Origin of the sequence: Paraburkholderia sp. GAS333 (assembly GCF_050435665.1) — a bacterium.
Taxonomy (GTDB): Bacteria; Pseudomonadota; Gammaproteobacteria; order Burkholderiales; family Burkholderiaceae; genus Paraburkholderia; species Paraburkholderia fungorum_A.
This window is the reverse complement of sequence record NZ_JBNDKS010000002.1, coordinates 1,104,413-1,124,215: the sequence shown is the minus strand read 5'-3', so window position 1 is coordinate 1,124,215 and position 19,803 is coordinate 1,104,413. Positions and strand designations below refer to the sequence as shown.

Sequence of the window (19,803 nt, the reverse complement as noted above, 5' to 3'; positions counted from 1 at the left end):
GCCGCCGCCATGATCGTGATGTTGCCGTTGTAACGCGCGGCGTCGGCGAAATTGTTAAAGTAGCAATCTTTACCTGAGCCGCACTCCATATCATGCGCACTACCCGAGCCATCCACGCCGTCGAACGCCTGAAGACGCGTAGCGCCAATCCGCAGTTCGCAGCGATCAGCCTGTCAGGCGGTCTTTTTTACCTCGTCGACAAATCGAGCGGCGTCGACAGGAAAGTCTCCGATCCGCTGACACTCGACGACTTCGTCAAGTTCGTCGATGCATTCGGTCCGCAGAAACCGCGTAAGGCGAGCAAGCTCGATATCGCGTTCGAAGAGCAGATCAGGAAGAGCAAAGGCGGTTGAGCCGCCCTCAGACACGCTCACGCTTAAGCCCGAATCTGCACCGCACTCACGCGTTCGCAATCTCCTGCCATTGCCCATCGGCCGCGCTGCTTGCCAGCACGGCGTCGATAAAGCGCAAACCGTCCACACCGTCGTCTACTGTCGTCAGCAACCGGCTTTCCGGCGGTAGGGCGCGGCCCTCGTCCAGCGCTTCGATCTGCAACGCCGCGTCCTTGTACAACTGCGCGAACGCTTCCAGATAGCCCTCGGGATGCCCCGGCGGCACGCGTGTCGCGTGCGCGGCAAGCGCACTGTTCACGCGACCTCGCATCAGCCGTTGCGCCGAACCGCCAAGCGGCGTGAACCACAATTCGTTCGGATTCTCCTGATCGAAAGCGATACCCGCCTTCGTTCCATATACCCGCAGACGCAGCGCATTCTCCGCGCCGCTCGCCACCTGGCTCGCCCACAACATGCCGCGCGCGCCGTTCGCATAGCGCAGCATCGCCTGCACGTGATCGTCGATGCGCCGTCCGGGCACGAACGTGTGCAACTCCGCGGCGAGCGTCTGCGGCTTCATCCCGGTGACGAAAGCGGCCAGGTGATACGCGTGCGTGCCGATATCGCCTAGACAGCCCGCCGGGCCCGCTAATGCCGGGTCGGTTCGCCAGCCCGCCTGTTTGTTCGTGCCGCTCGCTTCGACCGGTTCGGCGAGCCAGTCCTGCGCGTATTCGACCTGCACCACGCGTATCTCGCCCAGTTCGCCGCGCTCGATCAACTCGCGCGCGTGACGCACCATCGGATAGCCGGAATACGTATGCGTCAGCGCAAAAAGTCTGTTCTTCTCGCGAGCGAGCCTCGCAAGCGCCTCGCCTTCGGCCAGCGAAATGGCGAGCGGCTTGTCGCACACAACATGAATACCCGCTTCGAGAAACGCGGTCGCCACGGGCGCGTGCAAATGATTCGGCGTGACGATCGCAACCGCGTCGATACCGTCGTCGCGCGCGGCTTCGGCGCGCGCCATCTCGCGCCAGTCCGTGTAGCTTCGCGCGATTCCGGCTTCGTCGGCACTCGCCTGCGCGCGCTGCGGATCGGACGACAACGCGCCCGCCACCAGTTCGAAACGATCGTCGAGCCGCGCCGCGATCCGATGCACCGCGCCGATAAACGCGCCCTGCCCGCCGCCGACCATCCCCAGCCTGAGCTTTCTGTCTGGCATTGCTTTCATGCTCCTGCTAATGCTTGTGCTAATGGCGCCTGTTTAACCGCTGCAAGCGGAGATCAAATGCCGAGCACGCGTTTCAACTGAGCGCCATCGACGCCGCTGCCCGCGAAATCGTCAAATGCATGCTCGGCCACGCGGATGATGTGCCGCCGGATAAATTCGGCGCCTTCGCGCGCGCCGTCGTGCGGATGCTTCAGCGCGCATTCCCATTCGAGCACGGCCCAGCCCGGAAAATCGAATTGCGCCATCTTCGAGAAGATCGCGCCGAAATCGATCTGTCCATCGCCGAGCGAGCGGAAGCGGCCCGCGCGTTCGACCCATCCGCTGTAGCCGCCATACACACCCTGCTTGCCGCTCGGCCGGAACTCGGCATCTTTCACATGAAACGCCTTGATGCGCTCGTGATAAATGTCGATGAACGCGAGATAGTCGAGTTGCTGCAGGACGAAATGGCTCGGGTCGTACAGGATATTGGCGCGCGGATGCTGCTTCACCGCGTCGAGAAAACGCTCGAATGTCACGCCGTCGTGCAGGTCTTCGCCCGGGTGCAATTCGTAGCACACGTCTACGCCGGCTTCGTCGAACGCATCGAGAATCGGGGTCCAGCGGCGCGCGAGTTCGTCGAATGCGGCTTCCACGAGACCGGCCGGACGTTGCGGCCACGGATAAAGATAAGGCCACGCCAACGCACCCGAAAACGTCACGTGCGCATTCAGGCCCAAACGCTGCGACGCTTTCGCCGCGAGCTTCAGCTGATCGATGGCCCATTGCGTGCGCGCAGCGGAATCGCCGCGCACATGCGGCGCGGCAAAGCCGTCGAACAACGTGTCATACGCGGGATGCACCGCGACCAGTTGACCTTGCAGATGCGTCGACAACTCGGTGATCTCGACACCCGCGCGGTCGGCGGTCTCGCGCAATTCGTCGCAATACGTCTGACTCGCGGCGGCCTCGCCGAGATCGATCAGGCGCGGGTCGCACGGCACCTGAATGCCCTTGAAGCCGAGACCCGCTGCCCAGCCCGCGAGATGCGCGAGGTTGTCGAACGGCACTTCGTCGCCCATGAACTGAGCGAGAAAAATCGCCGGTCCCTTGATGGTTTTCATCGTGCGGTTCCTCGAACGATGGCGCGCCCGCAGCGCCTTTGCGACCGAAACGCCGCGAGCGCACCCGGATACTCATGGCCGGAACATCAGAACGGCGAGTCCGGGAAATAGAACTGCTGCGCGTTTTCCTTCGTGATCAGCACCGACGGAATGATCGTCGTGGCGGGCAGCTTCTCGCCCTTCAGACGCGCTTCGGCGGTCAGCTTGATTGCGTCGTAGATGAATTTCGGCGAGTACGACACGTCGGCCTTGATCATCGGCGCGCCGTCCATCACGTTCTTCACCATGCCCTTCGAGCCCGCGCCACCGAACACGATCTTGATGTCGCTGCGTTTGGCCTGATCGATCGCCTTGATCACGCCGACCGCCATGTCGTCGTCGGCCGCCCAGACGGCGTCGATGTGCTTGAAGCGCGTCAGGTAATCCTGCATCGTCTTGAACGCGTCGTCGCGATTCCAGTTCGCGTACTTCGCGTCGAGAATCTTCATCTCCGGATAGTTCTTGATCACGTTGGTGAACGCGGTCCAGCGCTCGTTATCGAGCGTCGTCGGAATGCCGCGCAGCGCGACGATGTTGCCCTTTCCGCCCAACTCCTTCGCGAGAAACTCGGCGGGAATCTTGCCGAACGCGGTGTTGTCGCCCGCGACGTAGGCATCCTGCGCGCTGGTGTCGGTCAGGCCGCGATCGACCACCGTCACGTACACGCCCTTCTTCTTCACCTGCGCGACCGGCTGCGTGAGCGACGCCGATTCGAACGGGAAAATCACCAGCGCGTTGATCTTGTTGACCGTCACCAGATCCTGCAACTGGTTCGCCTGTTCGGGCGCGCCGGCGGCCGTTTTCACGATCACCTTCAGATCGGGATGCTCTTTCTCGAGATCGGCTTTCGCCTTGTTCGCCCACCACACGATGCCGCCCGTGAAGCCGTGATCGGCAGTCGGAATCGCGACGCCCAGCGTGACCTTGTCATCGGCACGCGCGACGCCTGCCGTACCCAGTATCCCCAACGCCAGCATGCCGGCGCCGACCGCTCGAATGACGTGCTTCATGGTTGTGTCTCCAATAGTGAGGCTTTCGTGCGCCCCGATTTTTCGGACCTGCCTTTGCTGCTGTTGCGGCTGTTGCTGCTGTTGCTATTACTGCCGCCGTTGTTGCAACTTGAAGCTATCGCCGTCCGCGCTGCACGAACGCGACGAAAATAATCACCACGCCCTGCACCGCCGCGTTCAGATACACGCTGATGATGCTGGTCAGATTCAGAATATTGGCGATCACCGACAGCAGGATCGCGCCGATCACAGTGCCGATCACGCGCCCTTCGCCGCCTTTGAGCGCGGTGCCGCCGACCACCACCGACGCGATCGCTTCGAGTTCCCACAGAAGGCCAGTGGTCGGCGTGGCCGAACCGAGGCGCGGCACGTACAACACCGTGGCGACGCCCACGCAGATTCCGAGCAGCACGTACGTGACGATCTTCACGGTATCGACGCGAATCGCCGCATAGCGCGCGACCTGTTCGTTCGAACCGATCGCCTGCACGTGCCGTCCGAATGCCGTGCGATTGAGGATCAACGCGCCGCCTGCCGCGACCACGAGAAACACCCAGATCGGTACCGGTACACCGAACAGGCTCGCGTAATACACCGGTCCATAAAGATCGGATAACGAATTATCGAGCGTCAGCGCGCCGCCGTCGGCGAGCCACGTCAACACCGCGCGAAAGATGCCCAGCGTCCCCAGCGTGACGATGAACGGCTCGATGCGTCCTTTCGTAATCAGCAGGCCGTGCGCGCAGCCGAACAATCCGCCGAGCAGAAGCGCGGCGGCGATCCCGATCGCCAGAATCGCAAGCGGCGCGAGCGCATGTCCGGCGGCGCCCGCAGCCAGCCCGTTCATCAGCCAGATCATGCTGCCCGCGATCAGCGCGGCCATCGATCCGACCGACAGATCGATGCCGCCCGAGATGATCACGAAGGTCATCCCCACTGCGATGATGCCGATGAACGACGTGCGCGTGAGCACGTTCATCATGTTGTCGACGGTGGCGAAATCGCGGTTCAGCAGCGTGCCGATCACGCACAACAAGATCAGCCCGACGAGCGGCCCCAACGCATACAGTCGATGCGCGACGCGCAGCGCGCGGCCGGATTGCACGGCTTCAGTGGGTGCCGGTCGCATGAGCGATCAACTCCTCTTCGGTCAGATGATCGAGCGTCAACGTGGCTTGCAGACGCCCCGCGCGCATCACGGCGACGCGGTGGCACAAGCCGATCAGCTCGATCAGTTCGGATGAAATGACGATCACCGCGCGGCCCTGCGCGGCGAGACGATGGATCAGAAAATAGATGTCGCGTTTCGCGCCGACATCGACGCCGCGCGTCGGCTCGTCGAGCACGATCACGTTCGGATCGGGCTGCAGGAACTTGGCGAGCGCGAGCTTCTGCTGATTGCCGCCCGAGAGCATGCGCGCGCGGCTCGACAGGTCGCCGGTGCGAATGCCGAATTCGCTGACGGCTTTGGTCAGCGCTTCGCGTCCCGCTTTCATATCGAGCAAGGGATGCGCGTAGCGTTCGAGCGTCATCAGCGTGACGTTGTCCTGCAGGCTCAGGTTCACGTGCAGGCCCTTGCCTTTGCGGTCCTCGCTGAGATACGTGAGACCGTGGCGCATCGCATCGCGCGGGTTGTTCAGATCGGCGGGACGGCCTGCTATTTCGATGTGCCCATGCGTGCGTTTGCGCAAGCCGATGATCGCTTCGAACGCTTCCGTGCGGCCCGCGCCGACCAGGCCCGCGAAGCCGAGCACTTCGCCCGCACGCACGTCGAAGCTGAGATCGTCGACCCAATCCGGCACCGCGAGTCCGGTCACTTTTAGCGCGAGCGGCGCATCGGCGGGGACAGTGAGCTTGTCGGGGAACATGTCGGACAGCTCGCGGCCGACCATCAGGTTCGCCATCTGCTGGCGCGCCAACCCCGCCGTTTCGTTGCGCGCGACGAAACGGCCGTCGCGCATCACGATCACTTCGTCGGTGATGCGCTCCACTTCGTCGAGCTTGTGCGAGATGTAGACGATGGTCACACCATCGGCTTTCAGCTTCGCCATCAACGTGAACAGCCGCTCGGTTTCGGACGGCGTGAGCGTGGCAGTCGGTTCGTCCATGATCAGGAGACGCGCGCGGCGCGACAGCGCTTTCGCGATTTCCACCATCTGCTTTTCCGCGACGATCAGTTCGCGCACCTTCGTGTCGGGCGCTTTCTCGAGGCCCACCTGCGCGAGATAACGCGCGGCCTCGGCGCGCATCGCGGTGTCGTCGACGAACCAGCCGCGCCGCTTTTCGTGGCCGAGATACATGTTCTGCGCAATCGTCAGATGCTCGGCGAGATTGAATTCCTGGTGGATCAGCACGATGCCTTGCGCCTCGGCATCGCGCGAACCGATGAACTGCTGCGGGTGGCCGTCGACCAGCAGCGTGCCCGACGTCGCGGTCTCGTAACCGGCGAGAATCTTCATCAACGTCGATTTGCCCGCGCCGTTTTCGCCGAGCAAACCGTAGATGCGCCCCGGCGCCAGTTCGAAACTCACGCCGTGCAGCACGCGCACCGGGCCGAAGTCTTTGCGGATGTCGTCGAAACGGATCGCGAGGCTCATGTTCATGCGCTCCCGCGAATCACGAGCCGGTGCGGCAGCAGCACGCCCGGCACGTTCGCCAATGGATTCGCGAGCCGCTGCAACAGCAGACGCGCGGCCGTCTCGCCGAGTTCGCGCATCGGTTGCGCGATGGTTGTGAGCGGCGGATCGATTTGCGCGGCGAGCGAGATGTCGTCGAAGCCGACCACGGCGACGTCGTCCGGCACCCGCTTGCCGACGCTGCGCAAACCGTGGATCACGCCGATTGCCAGCGTGTCGGACACCGCGAAGATCGCGCTCGGCGCGTGCGTCTGCTGCGTCAACGTCACCGCCGCCGACGCGCCCGCTTCGTAGTCGAGACTGTTCAGGTTCATACGCCACGCAGGGTCGGGGGCAATGCCCGCATCGGTCAATGCGTCCAGATAGCCCTGCTGACGCTGGCGCGCGTACAGGTAATCGACGTCGGAATTGATCAGGCCGACGCGCCGGTGGCCGCGTGCGAGCAGATGCCGCACGGCGTCGCCTGCGGCGCGGTAATTGTCGATGCCGACATACGGCACCCGTACCGACGGATCGAACTCGCAGCACGCGACCCACGGCAACGCATGCGAGGCCTCGCCGAGGGCCTGCTGGATCGTCGCCGGATCGAGACAGATCGCGCCGTCGGCACGGCGGCGGCGCAGCAGGTCGAAGTAGCTGCGTTCGCGGCCCGGGTCCGCGCCGGTGTCGCATAGCAGCATGAAGTAGCCGTGCTGACGCGCGACGCTGTCGATGCCGCGCACAATCTCCGCGTAAAACGGATTGCCGACGTCCGGGACCATGGTCAGGAGCAGGCGGCTTTCCGCGGTGCGCAGGTTGCGCGCGAGTTCGTTGACGCGATAGCCGCTGGCATCGACGGCGGCGAGTACCTTGTCGCGCGTGGCGGGCCGCACGTTTTCGTGGCCGTTGAGCACGCGAGAAACCGTCGCCACCGAGACCCCCGCCTGCTCCGCGACACCCGCAATCGACAGGCTCCCGGGCCCGCTCAAAGAGCGGATTTCAGGCTGGACGGGCACCCCGGAAGCCTCCGCGGGAACCGCTTTGGACGACGTTCTGGACAAGTGGACTCGCCTCGCAAATGTAATCGATTACATTCTTGGGCGATGAAAGCGGGAATCGCAAGGACTGTTCGCTAGGGATTAATACGGGGGACGACGCACGGCAGGACAACCGCGGCGGCGTTGGGCGGATGGCACAAACCGGTGGCAAAAACGCGACGCAAGCGCCCGCTTTGCGCACAGGCCAGGCGCGGCCAAACGCAGCGAGAAAGCGGAAGAAGAACGAAGAAGCGTCGAAATTGGGCACGGCGCACAGAGCAGACACTCGCGTCCGGTTGCCCGCCAGCGAGCGGATCGACACCGCCATTTGGTACAATCCCGCAGTTACCCTGGCGAGGCTTGTATCCAGCATCGTCTCGTAGCCTGGTCTGCCAGGCAGACTGCCCGGAACGGCCGCTCGCCAGCGGCAAAAAATCATTGGCCAAACCGCCCACCCGCAAACCAAACCGCCGAATCCATCATGAACATCGAGCAAGCGCGTTTCAACATGATCGAACAGCAGATCCGCCCCTGGGAAGTGCTCGACCAGGACGTGCTGAATCTGCTCTCGATCGTCAAGCGTGAGAATTTCGTCCCCGCCGTCTACCGCGATCTGGCCTTCGTCGACTTCGAAGTGCCGCTGCCGGCCGGTCAGCATATGCTGGCGCCGCGCGTCGAAGCCCGCGTGCTCCAGGAACTGGCGGTGAAGAAACACGAAAGCGTGCTCGAAATCGGCGCAGGCTCGGGCTACATGGCGGCGTTGCTCGCACACCGCTCGCAACACGTGCTGACGGTCGACATCGAACCGGAACTGGCAGAACTGGCGCGCAACAACCTGATCGCCAACGGCGTGCTGAACGCCGAAGTCGCCACCGGCGACGCATCGCGCGGCTGGGCCGGCGCGGCACCGTACGACGTGATCTGCGTGTCAGGCGGGCTGCCGGTGCTGCCGCAGGAAATCCTCGAGCATCTGAAGATTGGCGGCCGCCTCGCGGCATTCGTCGGCACCGCGCCGGTCATGAAGGCGCAAATCATCACGCGCATCGACGACAAGCAGTTCCGCATCGCCGACGTGTTTGAAACCTATGTCGAGCCGTTGACCAACGCCGTGCAGCCGCCGCGTTTCAAGTTCTGAGTTTTAGATCCTGGCGGCCGCGCTGCGGCCGTCATCTGACTGGATGTCCCACTGATGCAAAATCTGACCGCTCCGGCACTCGCCGAATGGCTCGCCGACACCTCGCGTCCCGCCCCCGTCCTCCTCGATGTGCGCGAACCCTGGGAAATCCAGACGGCGTCGATCGCCGGCGCCGTGTCGATTCCGATGCGTGAAATTCCCGCCCGCAGCGAAGAACTCGACGACGACGCGCAGATCGTTTGCGTATGCCACCACGGTGCGCGCAGCGCACAGGTCGCGATGTTTCTGGAGTCGCGCGGCCACACCAACGTGTTCAATCTGCAAGGCGGGATCGATGCGTGGTCGCGTCAGGTCGATCCGGCGGTTCCGACTTATTGATTTAGCGTGAACTCGCGGCAGCGGGTATCGGCTCTGACGGCCACCCGCTCCGCTGATGTTTGACTGCCGCCTTGGTGAGCAGCATGACGCTAGCCGGCTCGTCGCTGAAGTCGGCAATACGAAGTCTTTTATCTAGCGCGTCCGTGCAATGCGGGCCGCCAAAGCACTCACCACAGCGTGAGTGCTTTCATATTTTTCTCCTGCGCTCGCTCATACGCTCGTTGCCAGGCTAACCCCGCCCACGTTCCACCTCGTCGCACCCTCTGCCCTAAGCCGCAGCCTGCTTTTCATTACGCCGCTTCGTGCGTGAACGTCAGAAATTTCTCACGGTTTCCTAAGCGTCGGACAGGCAACATGCTCCGATATTTTTTGGAGCCATGTGATGAGATTTTCGAAGATCGCGATATTGGCCACAGCGCTAGCCGTGTCCCCGCTGATTTCATACGCGAGTCTGGGCGGCGCCCCAAACACCGGCGCGCCCACCCCGGTCGTGCGGCTCGCCACGCCGCAGTCCGCCTCGACAACGACGCAGGCGACGCAATCGGCAGCGCCCTATTCGATGCACCAATCGGTCGATGCCAACGGCGTCACGATCCGCGAATACGTGCTGCCCAGCAACGTGGTGTTCGCGGTCACGTGGGACGGACCGATCCGTCCGAACATGACGGCCCTGCTCGGCAACTACTTCCCCAACTATGTGAACGTCGCGCAAAGCCGTGCGCGCGGCACCGGCCCGCTCGTCGACGGCGACGACGCCTTTCGCATCGAATCGACCGGGCGGCTCGGCCGCTTTTCCGGCATGGCATGGCTGCTCCATGAATTCCCCGCGGGCGTCCGGCCAGGCGATCTGAAATAGCACCGGCACACGTGCGCGAGCCAATGCCTGCACACGCCCGGTCAAGGAAAACAACAATGAATACATCGAAGAAAACCGGCTGGCTCGTTGCGGTGCTCGCGACAATCACGCTCGCTGCATGCGGCGGCGGCAGCGCGAGCAGCACCGATATCGGCTGGGACGCCAGCCCCGACTGGAGCATCAGCCCGAACAACCCGAGCACGCCCACGGTCACCGTCCCGGCCACGGGCGACAACGTGGTGCCGGTGCAGGTCAACAGTTCAATGGGCAACATCAATACGCTGTTCGTGTCGATCAAGGTCTGCATACCCGGCAAGCGCAATCCGACCCAATGCGTGACCGTCGACAACATGCTGGTCGACACCGGCTCGACAGGTGTGCGCATCGGCGCGTGGGCGATACCGTCGCTCGCGCCGCTGCTGCTCACGCAAGCCGGCGCGACCGACGACAAACTCGGCACGTCGCCAATCGCCCAATGCATGCCGTTCGCGTCGGGCTACACGTGGGGCGCGATCAAGCGGGCCGACATCCTGATCGGCAAGAAGACCGCGGATAATCTGCCGATTCAGGTGATTGCGGATGGCGCGTATGCGACGCCGGCCGACTGCGTGTCGTACGGCGGCGCCGATCTGGGCAGCGTCGCCGCGATGGGCGCCAACGGCATTGTCGGCATCGATAATTTCACGGGCGACTCGCTGGATGCGCTGACCACGGCGGTGCCGGGCCTTTACTACTATTGCCTGTCTCGCAACAACTGCATCAGCACTCGCATGGAAGAGAGCAAGGAGGTGACGAACCCCGTCTTCATGTTCACCAGCGACAACAACGGCACGGTCATTCGCCTGCCCGCGTTGCCGGCCGGCGGACGGGCGAGCGTGGACGGTCAACTGGTGTTCGGCGTCTCCACCCAGCAGAACAACATGCTGCCGGCCAACGCCACGGTACTGGCCGTCGATAAGTACGGCACCTTCACGACGCAATATCAGGGGCGTGTGATGAACCGCAGTGCAATCGACAGCGGCACCAATGGCTATGGTTTCCAGGACGAGACGATTCCGACCGCCGGCGCTTTTCCATATAGCTGGTACATACCGTCGAGCAAGCTGAATCTGTATGCAACGATGGAGGCCACGGACGGCACAGGCACGCCGCTGGCGGTGCCGTTTTCCATCGAAAACGCGAGGGTTCTGGCCGCCACCGGCTACGCCGCTTTCGATACGATCGGCGCGTATTTCGCCAGCTCGAACAACAACATGTTCCTGTGGGGCCTGCCGTTCTTCTATGGCCGCGATGTCTACACCGTGATCAGCTACGCGAAGATTGGCCAACGGACGGGACCATTTGTGGCGTTCTGATGTTTTACGCAGATGGCACGGGCGGGCGCTGTTTGCTAGCGACGCCTGTCCGGTGTCCATCGTGTTGCGCGTGCCTGGTTGCGCGCATCGTTTTATCCCTCTTCACGGCCTTTTACGGCCTTTCCCACACGCCGTTCAGAAACTTCCCGCAATCCCAATAAGGGTCTGCGGGCACCATGCTCCGACCTGTTTTCTGGAGCAATAAAAATGAGATTGGTGAAGATCGCGCTGGCATTAACGGCGCTGTGCCCGCTCGCCTCACACGCGATGCTGGGCAGCGCGCCAGGCGCGAATACACATGCGGCCGCCGTGGCGCGGTCGCTACTCCAGCCTGCCGCGGCAACGGCGGCTGCGTCCTACACGGTGCGCGAGGCAACCGGCAGCGACGGCGTGACGATCCGCGAATACGTGCTTCCCAGCAACGTCGTGTTTGCGGTCAGCTGGCAAGGCCCGGTGCGCCCGGACATGACCGCGCTGCTCGGCAGCTACTTTCCCAACTTCGCGAATTCAAACGACGGACGCCCGCGCGGCACCGGTCCGCTAGTCCGGCATGACGGCGATTTCCATATCGAGTCGGCAGGTCATGCCGGGTACTTCTTCGGCAAGGCGTATTTGCCGCGCCTCGTTCCCGCCAACGTTCAAGTCAAGGATCTGCAATGAAGCGGCGCGTGGACTCACTCAGCACAAACACCATGAAGACTCTGAACAGGAGCCTTTACTGCGCGCTCCTGACGGCAGGCGTGGCACTGTCGGCGTGTGGCGGCGGTGGCGGCGATGACGGCAACGGGAATGCGGTGAATAACGATGATGGGCAAGTGGGGGAAGTGAATACGCCTGCGCCGACACCGACACCGACACCGACACCGACACCAACGCCAACGCCAACGCCGACTCCAACGCCGACTCCGACTCCGACTCCGACTCCGACTCCGACTCCGACGCCAACTCCGACACCGACACCGACGCCAACTCCAACGCCGACACCCACACCAACTCCCCCCCCCACAACCAACACCACCCCCATCACCGTCGAACGCTGGACCGGCAACTTTCCGAACATACCGTACGTCACCGTCACGATATGCATCCCCGGAGGACAAGGCGGCACGCAATGCGCGACGGTCGATCACATGCAGCTCGACACGGGCTCCGTCGGCGTGCGCGTGAACAGCAGCGCACTGGGCGCGGCTTTGGCCAGCAGCCTGCCGGCGCAAACCGGCGCCACCGACGACCCCACGGACAGCGCGCCGATCGCCCAATGCGCGACGTTCGGCTCCGGCTATACATGGGGATCCATCCGACGTGCGGACGTGACGATCGGCGGCAAGACCTCGGGCAACATGCCGATCCAGGTCATCGCCGACGGCAAGTACCCGACACCGTCGGATTGCCTGCAACGCGGCGGTTCGGATCTCAACACCGTGGCCGCTCTCGGTGCGAACGGCGTGCTGGGCATCGGCCCGTTGGCGCGCGACACCCCCGCAGCGGCACTGACACCGCTGCCGGCCGCGTACTACTACTGCACGTCCTCGACGTCGTGCACGGGAACGCGCGTTCCGCTCGACACGCAGGTGATGAATCCGGTCGCCAACTTCACGTCGGACAACAACGGCACGATCATCCGTCTGCCCGCGTTACCGGCTGGAGGCCAGGCAAGCGCCACGGGCGAACTGATCTTCGGCGTCGGCACGCGGCAGAACAACGCGCTGCCGTCGAGCGCCACCGTGCTGCAACTGAATGCAAACGGCAACTTCACCACGAACTACAACGGCAGCTCGCTGCAAGGCTGGCTCGACAGCGGGACCAACGTCTACTACTTCCCCGACTCGACGATTCCTCAAAGCAACGGCCTGTATATTCCGGCCACGACACTCAACCTGTCGGCGATTCTGAGTGCATCGAGCGGGACCGGCTCGTCGGCGACGGTGCCGTTCAGGGTCAGCCATGGCTTCAACTTGCAGGCGAACGGTTACGCCGCCTACGACAGCCTCGCCGCGCCGTATTACGGCGGCTTCCTCTGGGGCCTGCCGTTCTTCTTCGGCCGCGACGTGTACACGGTGTTGAGCGGCGCCAGGGCGGGTACGCAGACCGGGCCGTTCGTGGCATTCAAATAGTCTGAAAAGACGCACCGACACCATGTCAAAACAAAAGGCCGGCGCTGCAAAGCAGCCGGCCTTTTTTTCCGCGCGATCAAACCGGTCGCTCAAATCCGCATCGTCAAATAACTGTCGTCTGCAACGAGCGGTGTGAGTCACGTTTTCGAACACCGCCGCCATCCGCGATGGACTGACGCGAACGCGCTCGCTCATCTCATCTCTCCTCGCGTGAGCGGTCTTTCAGCGGAAGCAAAGCACCACCCATGCACAAAGTGAACGCGGCCATGCACCGGCGCAGCCCGCTGGCGGATAGCCGCGCTTCGTCGCGGCGCGAAACGCACCTCAACGAGGCGCGGCTGTCGGTCATGCACCAGCCTTGCGCCACATTACGCATAACTTGCCGACGCGGCACCCGCGCCGCAGCACGCAGAACGCGCAGATCGGGTCGAAATTACTGCATGGCATGTCATTTGCAGTACACAAGCGGCAAGTCATGCAGGATAAGCCCTGCTGGCTGAAATCGACGCCCATAAACAGTCACCATCAAATGGCAAGGGGAAGCACATGAAACGTCGCAGTCTGTTGAAGTTCGGTTCGATGTCGGGCGCGCTGGCGCTGGCGGGTCAAGTGCCGTTTGCGAACGCGCAGGACAGCGGTCCGATCAAGGTCGGGATTCTGCATTCGCTGTCGGGCACGATGGCTATTTCCGAAACGTCGCTGAAAGACACCGCGTTGATGACCATCGCGGAGATCAACAAGAGCGGTGGCGTGATGGGCCGTCAGATTCAGCCGGTGGTAGTGGACCCGGCGTCGAACTGGCCGCTGTTCGCCGAAAAGGCGCGTCAACTGATCACGCAGGAAAAGTGCGCCGTGGTGTTCGGCTGCTGGACCTCGGTGTCGCGCAAGTCGGTGCTGCCGGTGTTCGAGGAACTGAACGGCCTGCTGTTCTATCCGGTGCAGTACGAAGGCGAAGAAATGTCGCGCAACGTGTTCTACACGGGCGCAGCGCCGAATCAACAGGCGATTCCCGCAACCGAATATCTGATGAGCGCGGAAGGCGGCGGCGCCAAGCGCTACTTCCTGCTGGGCACCGACTATGTGTACCCGCGCACGACCAACAAGATCCTGCGCGCGTTCCTCAAGTCGAAAGGCGTGCAGGAGGCCGACATCCAGGAGGTCTACACGCCGTTCGGCCATAGCGACTATCAGACCATCGTCGCCAACATCAAGACCTTCTCGCAAGGCGGCAAGACCGCGGTGATCTCGACGGTGAACGGCGACTCGAACGTGCCGTTCTACAAGGAACTGGGCAACCAGGGGCTGAAGGCGTCCGACGTGCCGGTCGTCGCGTTCTCGGTCGGCGAAGAAGAACTGCGCGGTATCGATACGAAGCCGCTGGTCGGCAACCTCGCCGCATGGAACTACTTCATGTCGGTGCGCAATCCCGAGAACACCAAGTTCAAGGCGATGTTCGCGAAGTGGGTGAAGGACAACAACCTGCCGGGCGGCGACAAGCGCGTGACCAACGACCCGATGGAAGCGACCTTCGTCGGCATCCACATGTGGAAGCAGGCCGTTGAAAAAGCGAAGAGCGCGGATGTGGACAAGGTGCGCGTCGCGATGATCGGCCAGACCTTCGCGGCACCGTCGGGCTTCACGCTGACGATGGACGGCAATCACCATCTGCACAAGCCGGTGATGATCGGCGAAGTGCGTGCCGACGGTCAGTTCAACGTCGTGTGGCGGACCAAGACTGCCGTGCGCGCGCAGCCGTGGAGCCCGTTCATCGCCGGCAATTCGAGCAAGCCGGACGTGGTCAGCTCGATCCCGTCGTTCCTGAAGCGCACGCGTTCGCGCATCGTCTGACCGCACGACGCGCGGCGGCGGCTCGCTGCATAGGCAGGGCTCTTTGCCGCTTGCCTCGCCGTGCAGCGAGCCGCTACGAAATAACGACGATGCGAACGACGAACGCAAAGCGCGCGCCGTCGGCAATACCGTGAATGGGGTTTGGCGCAGTCAGGCGCAATCAGCAACCCACGGCGCGGCGGCGGCTTGAGCATGTTGCGAGTTCGATGTGAGGCTCGCTGCAAGTCTCGAGCCGCGCCGCCAAAGCCGGTTCATCTTCAAAGGCCACCATGGCGTTTTCAATCCTCACCTCCGCACGACGAACCGTTCGCCGGTTCGCGCGCCGCAGTGTCGGCAGCGCGGCGATCGTGCTGCTCGCCGGCTCGCCGCTCGCCGCCTTTGCGCTGACGCCCGCCGATGTCGCGCCGCTCGCCAGCGACGACTTCGACGCGAAATCCGCGGCAATCGACAAGCTGATCGCCAATCACGACAAGGAATCGCTGGCGGTGCTGAAGGCGTTGTCCGAAGACAGCGCGCTCGCAACGGATTCCGGCGCCGTGCTGCTGCAGGACGGCGACACCGCGAAAGACGCCGTCACCGGCAAGACCGTCGCCGCGGGCGACGCGCAGCCGGTCACGCTGAACAACCTGCTGCGCTCGAAAGTCTCGGGCGCCTTGTCGGGTTTGCAACTCGACTCGCCGGACGCCGCGACACGCGCCGCCGCGATCGCGTCGCTGCTGCAAAACCCCGATCCGTCGATCAAGCCACTGGTCGACGCGGCCCGTGCAAAGGAAACCGATCCGGCGCTGAAGAAGCGTCTGGACACGCTGTGGGCGATGACCGCGTTGCACGACGCCGATCCGGCGAAGCGTCTCGAAGCCGTGCAACTGGTGTCCGCGCGGCACGATCTGGACATGAACGAACTGTTGCGGCCGCTGGTCGCGAAGAAACCGGACGGCACCTTCAACGAAGCGGACGACCGGGTGCGCGCCGCCGCGCAAAGCGGTATCGACGAACTCGACGCGATCCAGCGACGCAGCCAGATTGCCGGCACGCTGTTCGCGGGCCTGTCGCTCGGCAGCGTGCTGCTGCTCGCGGCGCTCGGCCTCGCGATCACGTACGGGCTGATCGGCGTGATCAACATGGCGCACGGCGAATTCCTGATGATCGGCGCGTACGCCACCTATGTCGTGCAGAACCTGTTTCAGCGCTTCGCGCCCGGCGCGTTCGACTGGTATCCGCTGCTCGCGGTGCCGGCTTCGTTCGCGGCGGCGGGGCTGGTCGGCATCGTGCTCGAACGGCTGGTGTTGAAGCATCTGTACGGGCGTCCGCTCGAAACGCTGCTGACCACCTTCGGCGTCAGCCTGATCCTGATTCAAGCGACGCGGATGCTGTTCGGCGCGCAGAACGTGCAGGTGATCAACCCGTCGTGGATGAGCGGCGGCGTCACCGTCTTGCCCAACCTGATCCTGCCGTACAACCGCCTCGCGATTCTCGCGTTTTCGCTGATCGTGGTCGGCATCGCATGGGCCGTGCTGACGAAGACGCGGCTCGGCCTGTTCGTGCGCGCCGTCACGCAGAACCGCCGGATGGCGGCCTGCGTCGGCGTGAAAACCGCGCGGGTCGATTCGTATGCGTTCGCGTTCGGTGCGGGCATCGCCGGGTTGGGCGGCTGCGCACTGTCGCAGATCGGTAACGTCGGACCGGACCTCGGCCAGAGCTACATCATCGATTCGTTCATGGCCGTGGTGCTCGGCGGTGTCGGTCAACTGGCCGGGACGGTGATCGGCGGCTTCGGGCTTGGACTTGTCAGCAAGGCTATCGAACCGTTCTGGGGCGCCGTGCTCGCGAAAATCGCGGTGCTGGTGCTGATCGTGCTGTTCATCCAGAAGCGTCCGCAGGGCATGTTCGCCCTCAAGGGCCGTAGCGCGGAGGCATGAGATGACATCTGCAACTTCTTCGGCTCACGTCGGCGCGACGGGCAACGCGGGCACCAACGCACGCGATGCGGGCGCGGGCTTCGCGCTCGGCCTGCCGCCGCGTCCCGCCTTGCTGTCGCGGCGCGCGTGGCTCGCGCTGATCGCGCTGATCATCGTGTTCGGCCTCGGCGTGCCGTTCGCCACCCTGGTCCTGCCGGAAACCAGCGCGTTCCATCTGTCCGCATACGCGACGACGATCACCGGCAAGTTCATGTGCTACGCGATCGCCGCGCTCGCGCTCGATCTGGTGTGGGGCTACTGCGGCATTCTGAGCCTCGGCCACGCGCTGTTCTTCGCGCTCGGCGGCTACGCGATCGGCATGTACCTGATGCGCTCGATCGGTCACGACGGCAAGTACGGCAGCGATCTGCCGGACTTCATGGTGTTCCTCGACTGGCATCAGTTGCCATGGTACTGGCAGGGCACGCAGCACCTCGGCTATGCGCTGCTGCTGGTCGTGCTGGTGCCGGCTGTGGTCGCGTGGGTGTTCGGCTTCTTCACGTTCCGCTCGCGCGTGAAGGGCGTGTATCTGTCGATCATCACGCAAGCCATGACCTTCGCCGCGATGCTGCTGTTCTATCGCAACGAAACGGGCTTCGGCGGCAATAACGGCTTCACCGACTTCAAGCGGATCGGCGGCTTTCCGATCACGCATCCGGGCACGCGCACTGCCCTGCTGCTGATCACGTTCGCGGTGCTGATCCTCGCGTTTCTCGGCGCGCGCGCTATCGTCACATCGAAGCTCGGCCGCGTGACGACCGCCGTGCGCGACGGCGAAACGCGGCTGATGTTCCTCGGCTACAGCCCGCTCGCGTACAAGCTGTTCGTGTGGACCGTGTCGGCCGTGTTGTGCGGCATCGCGGGTGCGTTGTACGTGCCGCAGGTCGGCATCATCAACCCGGGCGAGATGTCGCCGGGCAACTCGATCGAAATGGCGATCTGGGTCGCCGTCGGCGGACGCGGCACGCTGATCGGGCCGATCATCGGCGCATTCGCGGTGAACGGTGCGAAGAGCTTTTTCACAGCGAATTTCCCTGAATACTGGCTGTTCTTCCTCGGTCTGATTTTCGTGCTGGTTCCGCTGCTGCTACCCAACGGCATCATGGGACTGATCGAACTCGTCTCGCGCAAGAAGGACCGCTCATGAACCAGAACCCGATGGTCCCCGATCTCGACTTACCCGAAGCACCTTCCGACTATTCGTTGAGCGGCGTCGCCAGCATGAGTCGCGCGGTGATACCGGGCGAGATCGACGTTTCGCACGGCACGATCCTGTATCTCGAAGACGTGACCGTGAGTTTCGACGGTTTCCGCGCGTTGAACGCGCTGACGCTGAACATCGACGCCGGCGAACTGCGCTGCATCATCGGTCCGAACGGCGCGGGCAAGACGACGATGATGGATGTCATCACCGGCAAGACCTCGCCGGATTCCGGCAAGGTTTATCTCGGGCAGTCGATCGATCTGACGCGGATGAACGAGCCGTCGATCGCGCGTGCCGGGATTGGGCGCAAGTTCCAGAAGCCGACCGTGTTCGAGCAGCATCCCGTGTGGGAAAACCTCGAACTGGCGATGAAAACCGACAAGGGCTGGTGGGCGTCGCTGCGCGCACGGCTGGATCGCGACGCACAGGCGCGTATCGAAGAAACGCTGCTGCTGATCGGGCTGGAAAGCGAAGCGCGGCGGCTTGCAGGCGAGCTGTCGCACGGCCAGAAGCAGCGCCTCGAAATCGGCATGCTGCTGATGCAGCAACCCTCGCTGCTGCTGCTCGACGAACCCGCCGCCGGCATGACCGACGACGAAACCATGCAGCTTGCCGAGTTGCTCAATCACTTGCGCGGCACGTGCTCGATGATGGTGGTCGAGCACGACATGGAGTTCGTGGCGGCTTTGTCCGGCGATAAGGGCAAGGTCACGGTGATGGCCGAAGGACGCGTTCTCGCGCACGGCACACTGGACGAAGTGAAGAAGGACGAGACGGTGATCGAGTCGTATCTGGGTCGCTGATCGCAACATTGCCGCCCGCATAGATCATCGAAAAGCCGCTGAAACAAAGGGTCGAACGCACATGCTAGAAGTTGAAAACCTGAACCAGTACTACGGCGGCAGCCACATCCTCCGCGATGTGAAGCTCACCGTGCCCGACGGCAAGCTCACCGTTCTGCTCGGCCGCAACGGCGTCGGCAAGACCACGCTGCTGCGCTGCCTGATGGGCGTCGTGCAGACGAAGAGCGGTTCGATCGCCTGGCGCGGTGCGCCGATCACGAAGCTGCCGACCTACTCGCGCGTCGAAAAAGGTCTCGCGTACGTGCCGCAAGGCCGCGATATTTTTCCGCGCCTGACCGTCGAGGAAAATCTGCTGGTCGGCGCGGCGAGCAAGAAAGCGCCGAAGAAAATCCCCGATCGCATCTACGAACTGTTTCCGGTGCTGAAGGACATGCGCAGCCGTCGCGGCGGCGATCTGTCCGGTGGTCAGCAGCAACAGCTCGCGATTGGCCGCGCGCTGATGAGCGATCCGCAACTGCTGATTCTCGACGAGCCGACCGAAGGGATTCAGCCGTCGATCATTCAGGACATCGGCCGCACGCTGCGTCAACTGGTCGAGGAAATGGGCATGACGGTGCTGCTGGTCGAGCAGTATTACGACTTCGCCAAAGATATCGCCGACCGCTACTGGGTGATGAGCCGCGGCGAAATCGTCGCGGGCGGCGAAGGCGCCAACATGGACGCGGACGGCGTACGCACGTTGATCGCCGTATAAGGGTTACTCGCAATCACGCCTACGCTGCGTGCTA

Annotated in this window: 18 protein-coding genes; 12 read left to right on the top strand and 6 right to left on the bottom strand. The window is 63.4% G+C overall.

All coding sequences use genetic code 11. From position 1 onward, the window contains the following. Positions 1-92 precede the first annotated feature (92 nt). Positions 93-353, top strand: a complete 261-nt coding sequence (locus ABH945_RS14160) for a hypothetical protein (RefSeq protein ID WP_429250898.1) — start codon at positions 93-95, stop codon at positions 351-353. Positions 354-399: 46 nt separating this feature from the next. On the opposite strand, the gene ABH945_RS14155 is transcribed toward ABH945_RS14160, so the two are convergent. From ABH945_RS14155 to ABH945_RS14130, 6 genes are all read right to left on the bottom strand, one after another. Continuing rightward, on the bottom strand, positions 400-1,551 hold the full coding sequence (locus tag ABH945_RS14155) for a Gfo/Idh/MocA family protein (RefSeq protein ID WP_429250897.1): 1,152 nt from the start codon (positions 1,549-1,551) through the stop codon (positions 400-402). A 62-nt stretch (positions 1,552-1,613) separates the two neighbouring features. Beyond that, entirely contained in the window at positions 1,614-2,663 is a 1,050-nt protein-coding gene (locus ABH945_RS14150; protein WP_429250896.1) for a sugar phosphate isomerase/epimerase family protein, read from the bottom strand. A gap of 86 nt (positions 2,664-2,749) precedes the next feature. Next, the gene (locus tag ABH945_RS14145; protein ID WP_074763269.1) at positions 2,750-3,712 is read right to left on the bottom strand and encodes a substrate-binding domain-containing protein; all 963 of its coding nucleotides are present in this window, start codon (positions 3,710-3,712) and stop codon (positions 2,750-2,752) included. A 115-nt stretch (positions 3,713-3,827) separates the two neighbouring features. Further along, complete coding sequence (locus ABH945_RS14140; RefSeq protein ID WP_074763268.1) at positions 3,828-4,841, bottom strand: ABC transporter permease; 1,014 nt, start codon at positions 4,839-4,841, stop codon at positions 3,828-3,830. Next, the gene (locus ABH945_RS14135) at positions 4,822-6,309 is read right to left on the bottom strand and encodes a sugar ABC transporter ATP-binding protein (RefSeq protein WP_429250895.1); all 1,488 of its coding nucleotides are present in this window, start codon (positions 6,307-6,309) and stop codon (positions 4,822-4,824) included. Before ABH945_RS14135 ends, ABH945_RS14140 begins: the two co-directional genes overlap by 20 nt. A gap of 2 nt (positions 6,310-6,311) precedes the next feature. Next, complete coding sequence (locus tag ABH945_RS14130; protein WP_429250894.1) at positions 6,312-7,388, bottom strand: LacI family DNA-binding transcriptional regulator; 1,077 nt, start codon at positions 7,386-7,388, stop codon at positions 6,312-6,314. A gap of 457 nt (positions 7,389-7,845) precedes the next feature. Here ABH945_RS14130 and ABH945_RS14125 point away from each other — a divergent pair, with 457 nt between their 5' ends. From ABH945_RS14125 to urtE, 11 genes are all read left to right on the top strand, one after another. Beyond that, entirely contained in the window at positions 7,846-8,499 is a 654-nt protein-coding gene (locus tag ABH945_RS14125; protein WP_429250893.1) for a protein-L-isoaspartate O-methyltransferase family protein, read from the top strand. 54 nt (positions 8,500-8,553) lie between these two features. After that, positions 8,554-8,877 carry a rhodanese-like domain-containing protein gene (locus tag ABH945_RS14120; protein ID WP_201641690.1) on the top strand — a complete coding sequence of 108 codons (324 nt, stop codon included), beginning with the start codon at positions 8,554-8,556 and terminating at the stop codon, positions 8,875-8,877. 382 nt (positions 8,878-9,259) lie between these two features. Beyond that, positions 9,260-9,733: a DUF2844 domain-containing protein gene (locus ABH945_RS14115; protein WP_429250892.1), complete on the top strand. Its 474-nt coding sequence runs from the start codon at positions 9,260-9,262 to the stop codon at positions 9,731-9,733. Positions 9,734-9,789: 56 nt separating this feature from the next. Continuing rightward, complete coding sequence (locus ABH945_RS14110; protein ID WP_429250891.1) at positions 9,790-11,088, top strand: DUF3443 domain-containing protein; 1,299 nt, start codon at positions 9,790-9,792, stop codon at positions 11,086-11,088. Between the two features lie 207 nt (positions 11,089-11,295). Then, complete coding sequence (locus ABH945_RS14105) at positions 11,296-11,748, top strand: DUF2844 domain-containing protein (RefSeq protein ID WP_429250890.1); 453 nt, start codon at positions 11,296-11,298, stop codon at positions 11,746-11,748. Continuing rightward, complete coding sequence (locus ABH945_RS14100; RefSeq protein ID WP_429250889.1) at positions 11,745-13,202, top strand: DUF3443 domain-containing protein; 1,458 nt, start codon at positions 11,745-11,747, stop codon at positions 13,200-13,202. Before ABH945_RS14105 ends, ABH945_RS14100 begins: the two co-directional genes overlap by 4 nt. Positions 13,203-13,748: 546 nt before the next feature. Then, on the top strand, positions 13,749-15,050 hold the full coding sequence (gene urtA, locus ABH945_RS14095) for an urea ABC transporter substrate-binding protein (RefSeq protein ID WP_074763259.1): 1,302 nt from the start codon (positions 13,749-13,751) through the stop codon (positions 15,048-15,050). 269 nt (positions 15,051-15,319) lie between these two features. Beyond that, entirely contained in the window at positions 15,320-16,969 is a 1,650-nt protein-coding gene (urtB, locus tag ABH945_RS14090; protein ID WP_429250888.1) for an urea ABC transporter permease subunit UrtB, read from the top strand. A gap of 1 nt (position 16,970) precedes the next feature. Further along, positions 16,971-18,155: an urea ABC transporter permease subunit UrtC gene (gene urtC / locus ABH945_RS14085; protein ID WP_074763257.1), complete on the top strand. Its 1,185-nt coding sequence runs from the start codon at positions 16,971-16,973 to the stop codon at positions 18,153-18,155. Beyond that, positions 18,152-19,015: an urea ABC transporter ATP-binding protein UrtD gene (gene urtD, locus ABH945_RS14080; RefSeq protein ID WP_429250887.1), complete on the top strand. Its 864-nt coding sequence runs from the start codon at positions 18,152-18,154 to the stop codon at positions 19,013-19,015. The genes urtC and urtD overlap by 4 nt, the downstream gene beginning before the upstream one ends. A gap of 61 nt (positions 19,016-19,076) precedes the next feature. Then, positions 19,077-19,769, top strand: a complete 693-nt coding sequence (urtE, locus tag ABH945_RS14075) for an urea ABC transporter ATP-binding subunit UrtE (RefSeq protein WP_429250886.1) — start codon at positions 19,077-19,079, stop codon at positions 19,767-19,769. Positions 19,770-19,803: the final 34 nt, after the last annotated feature.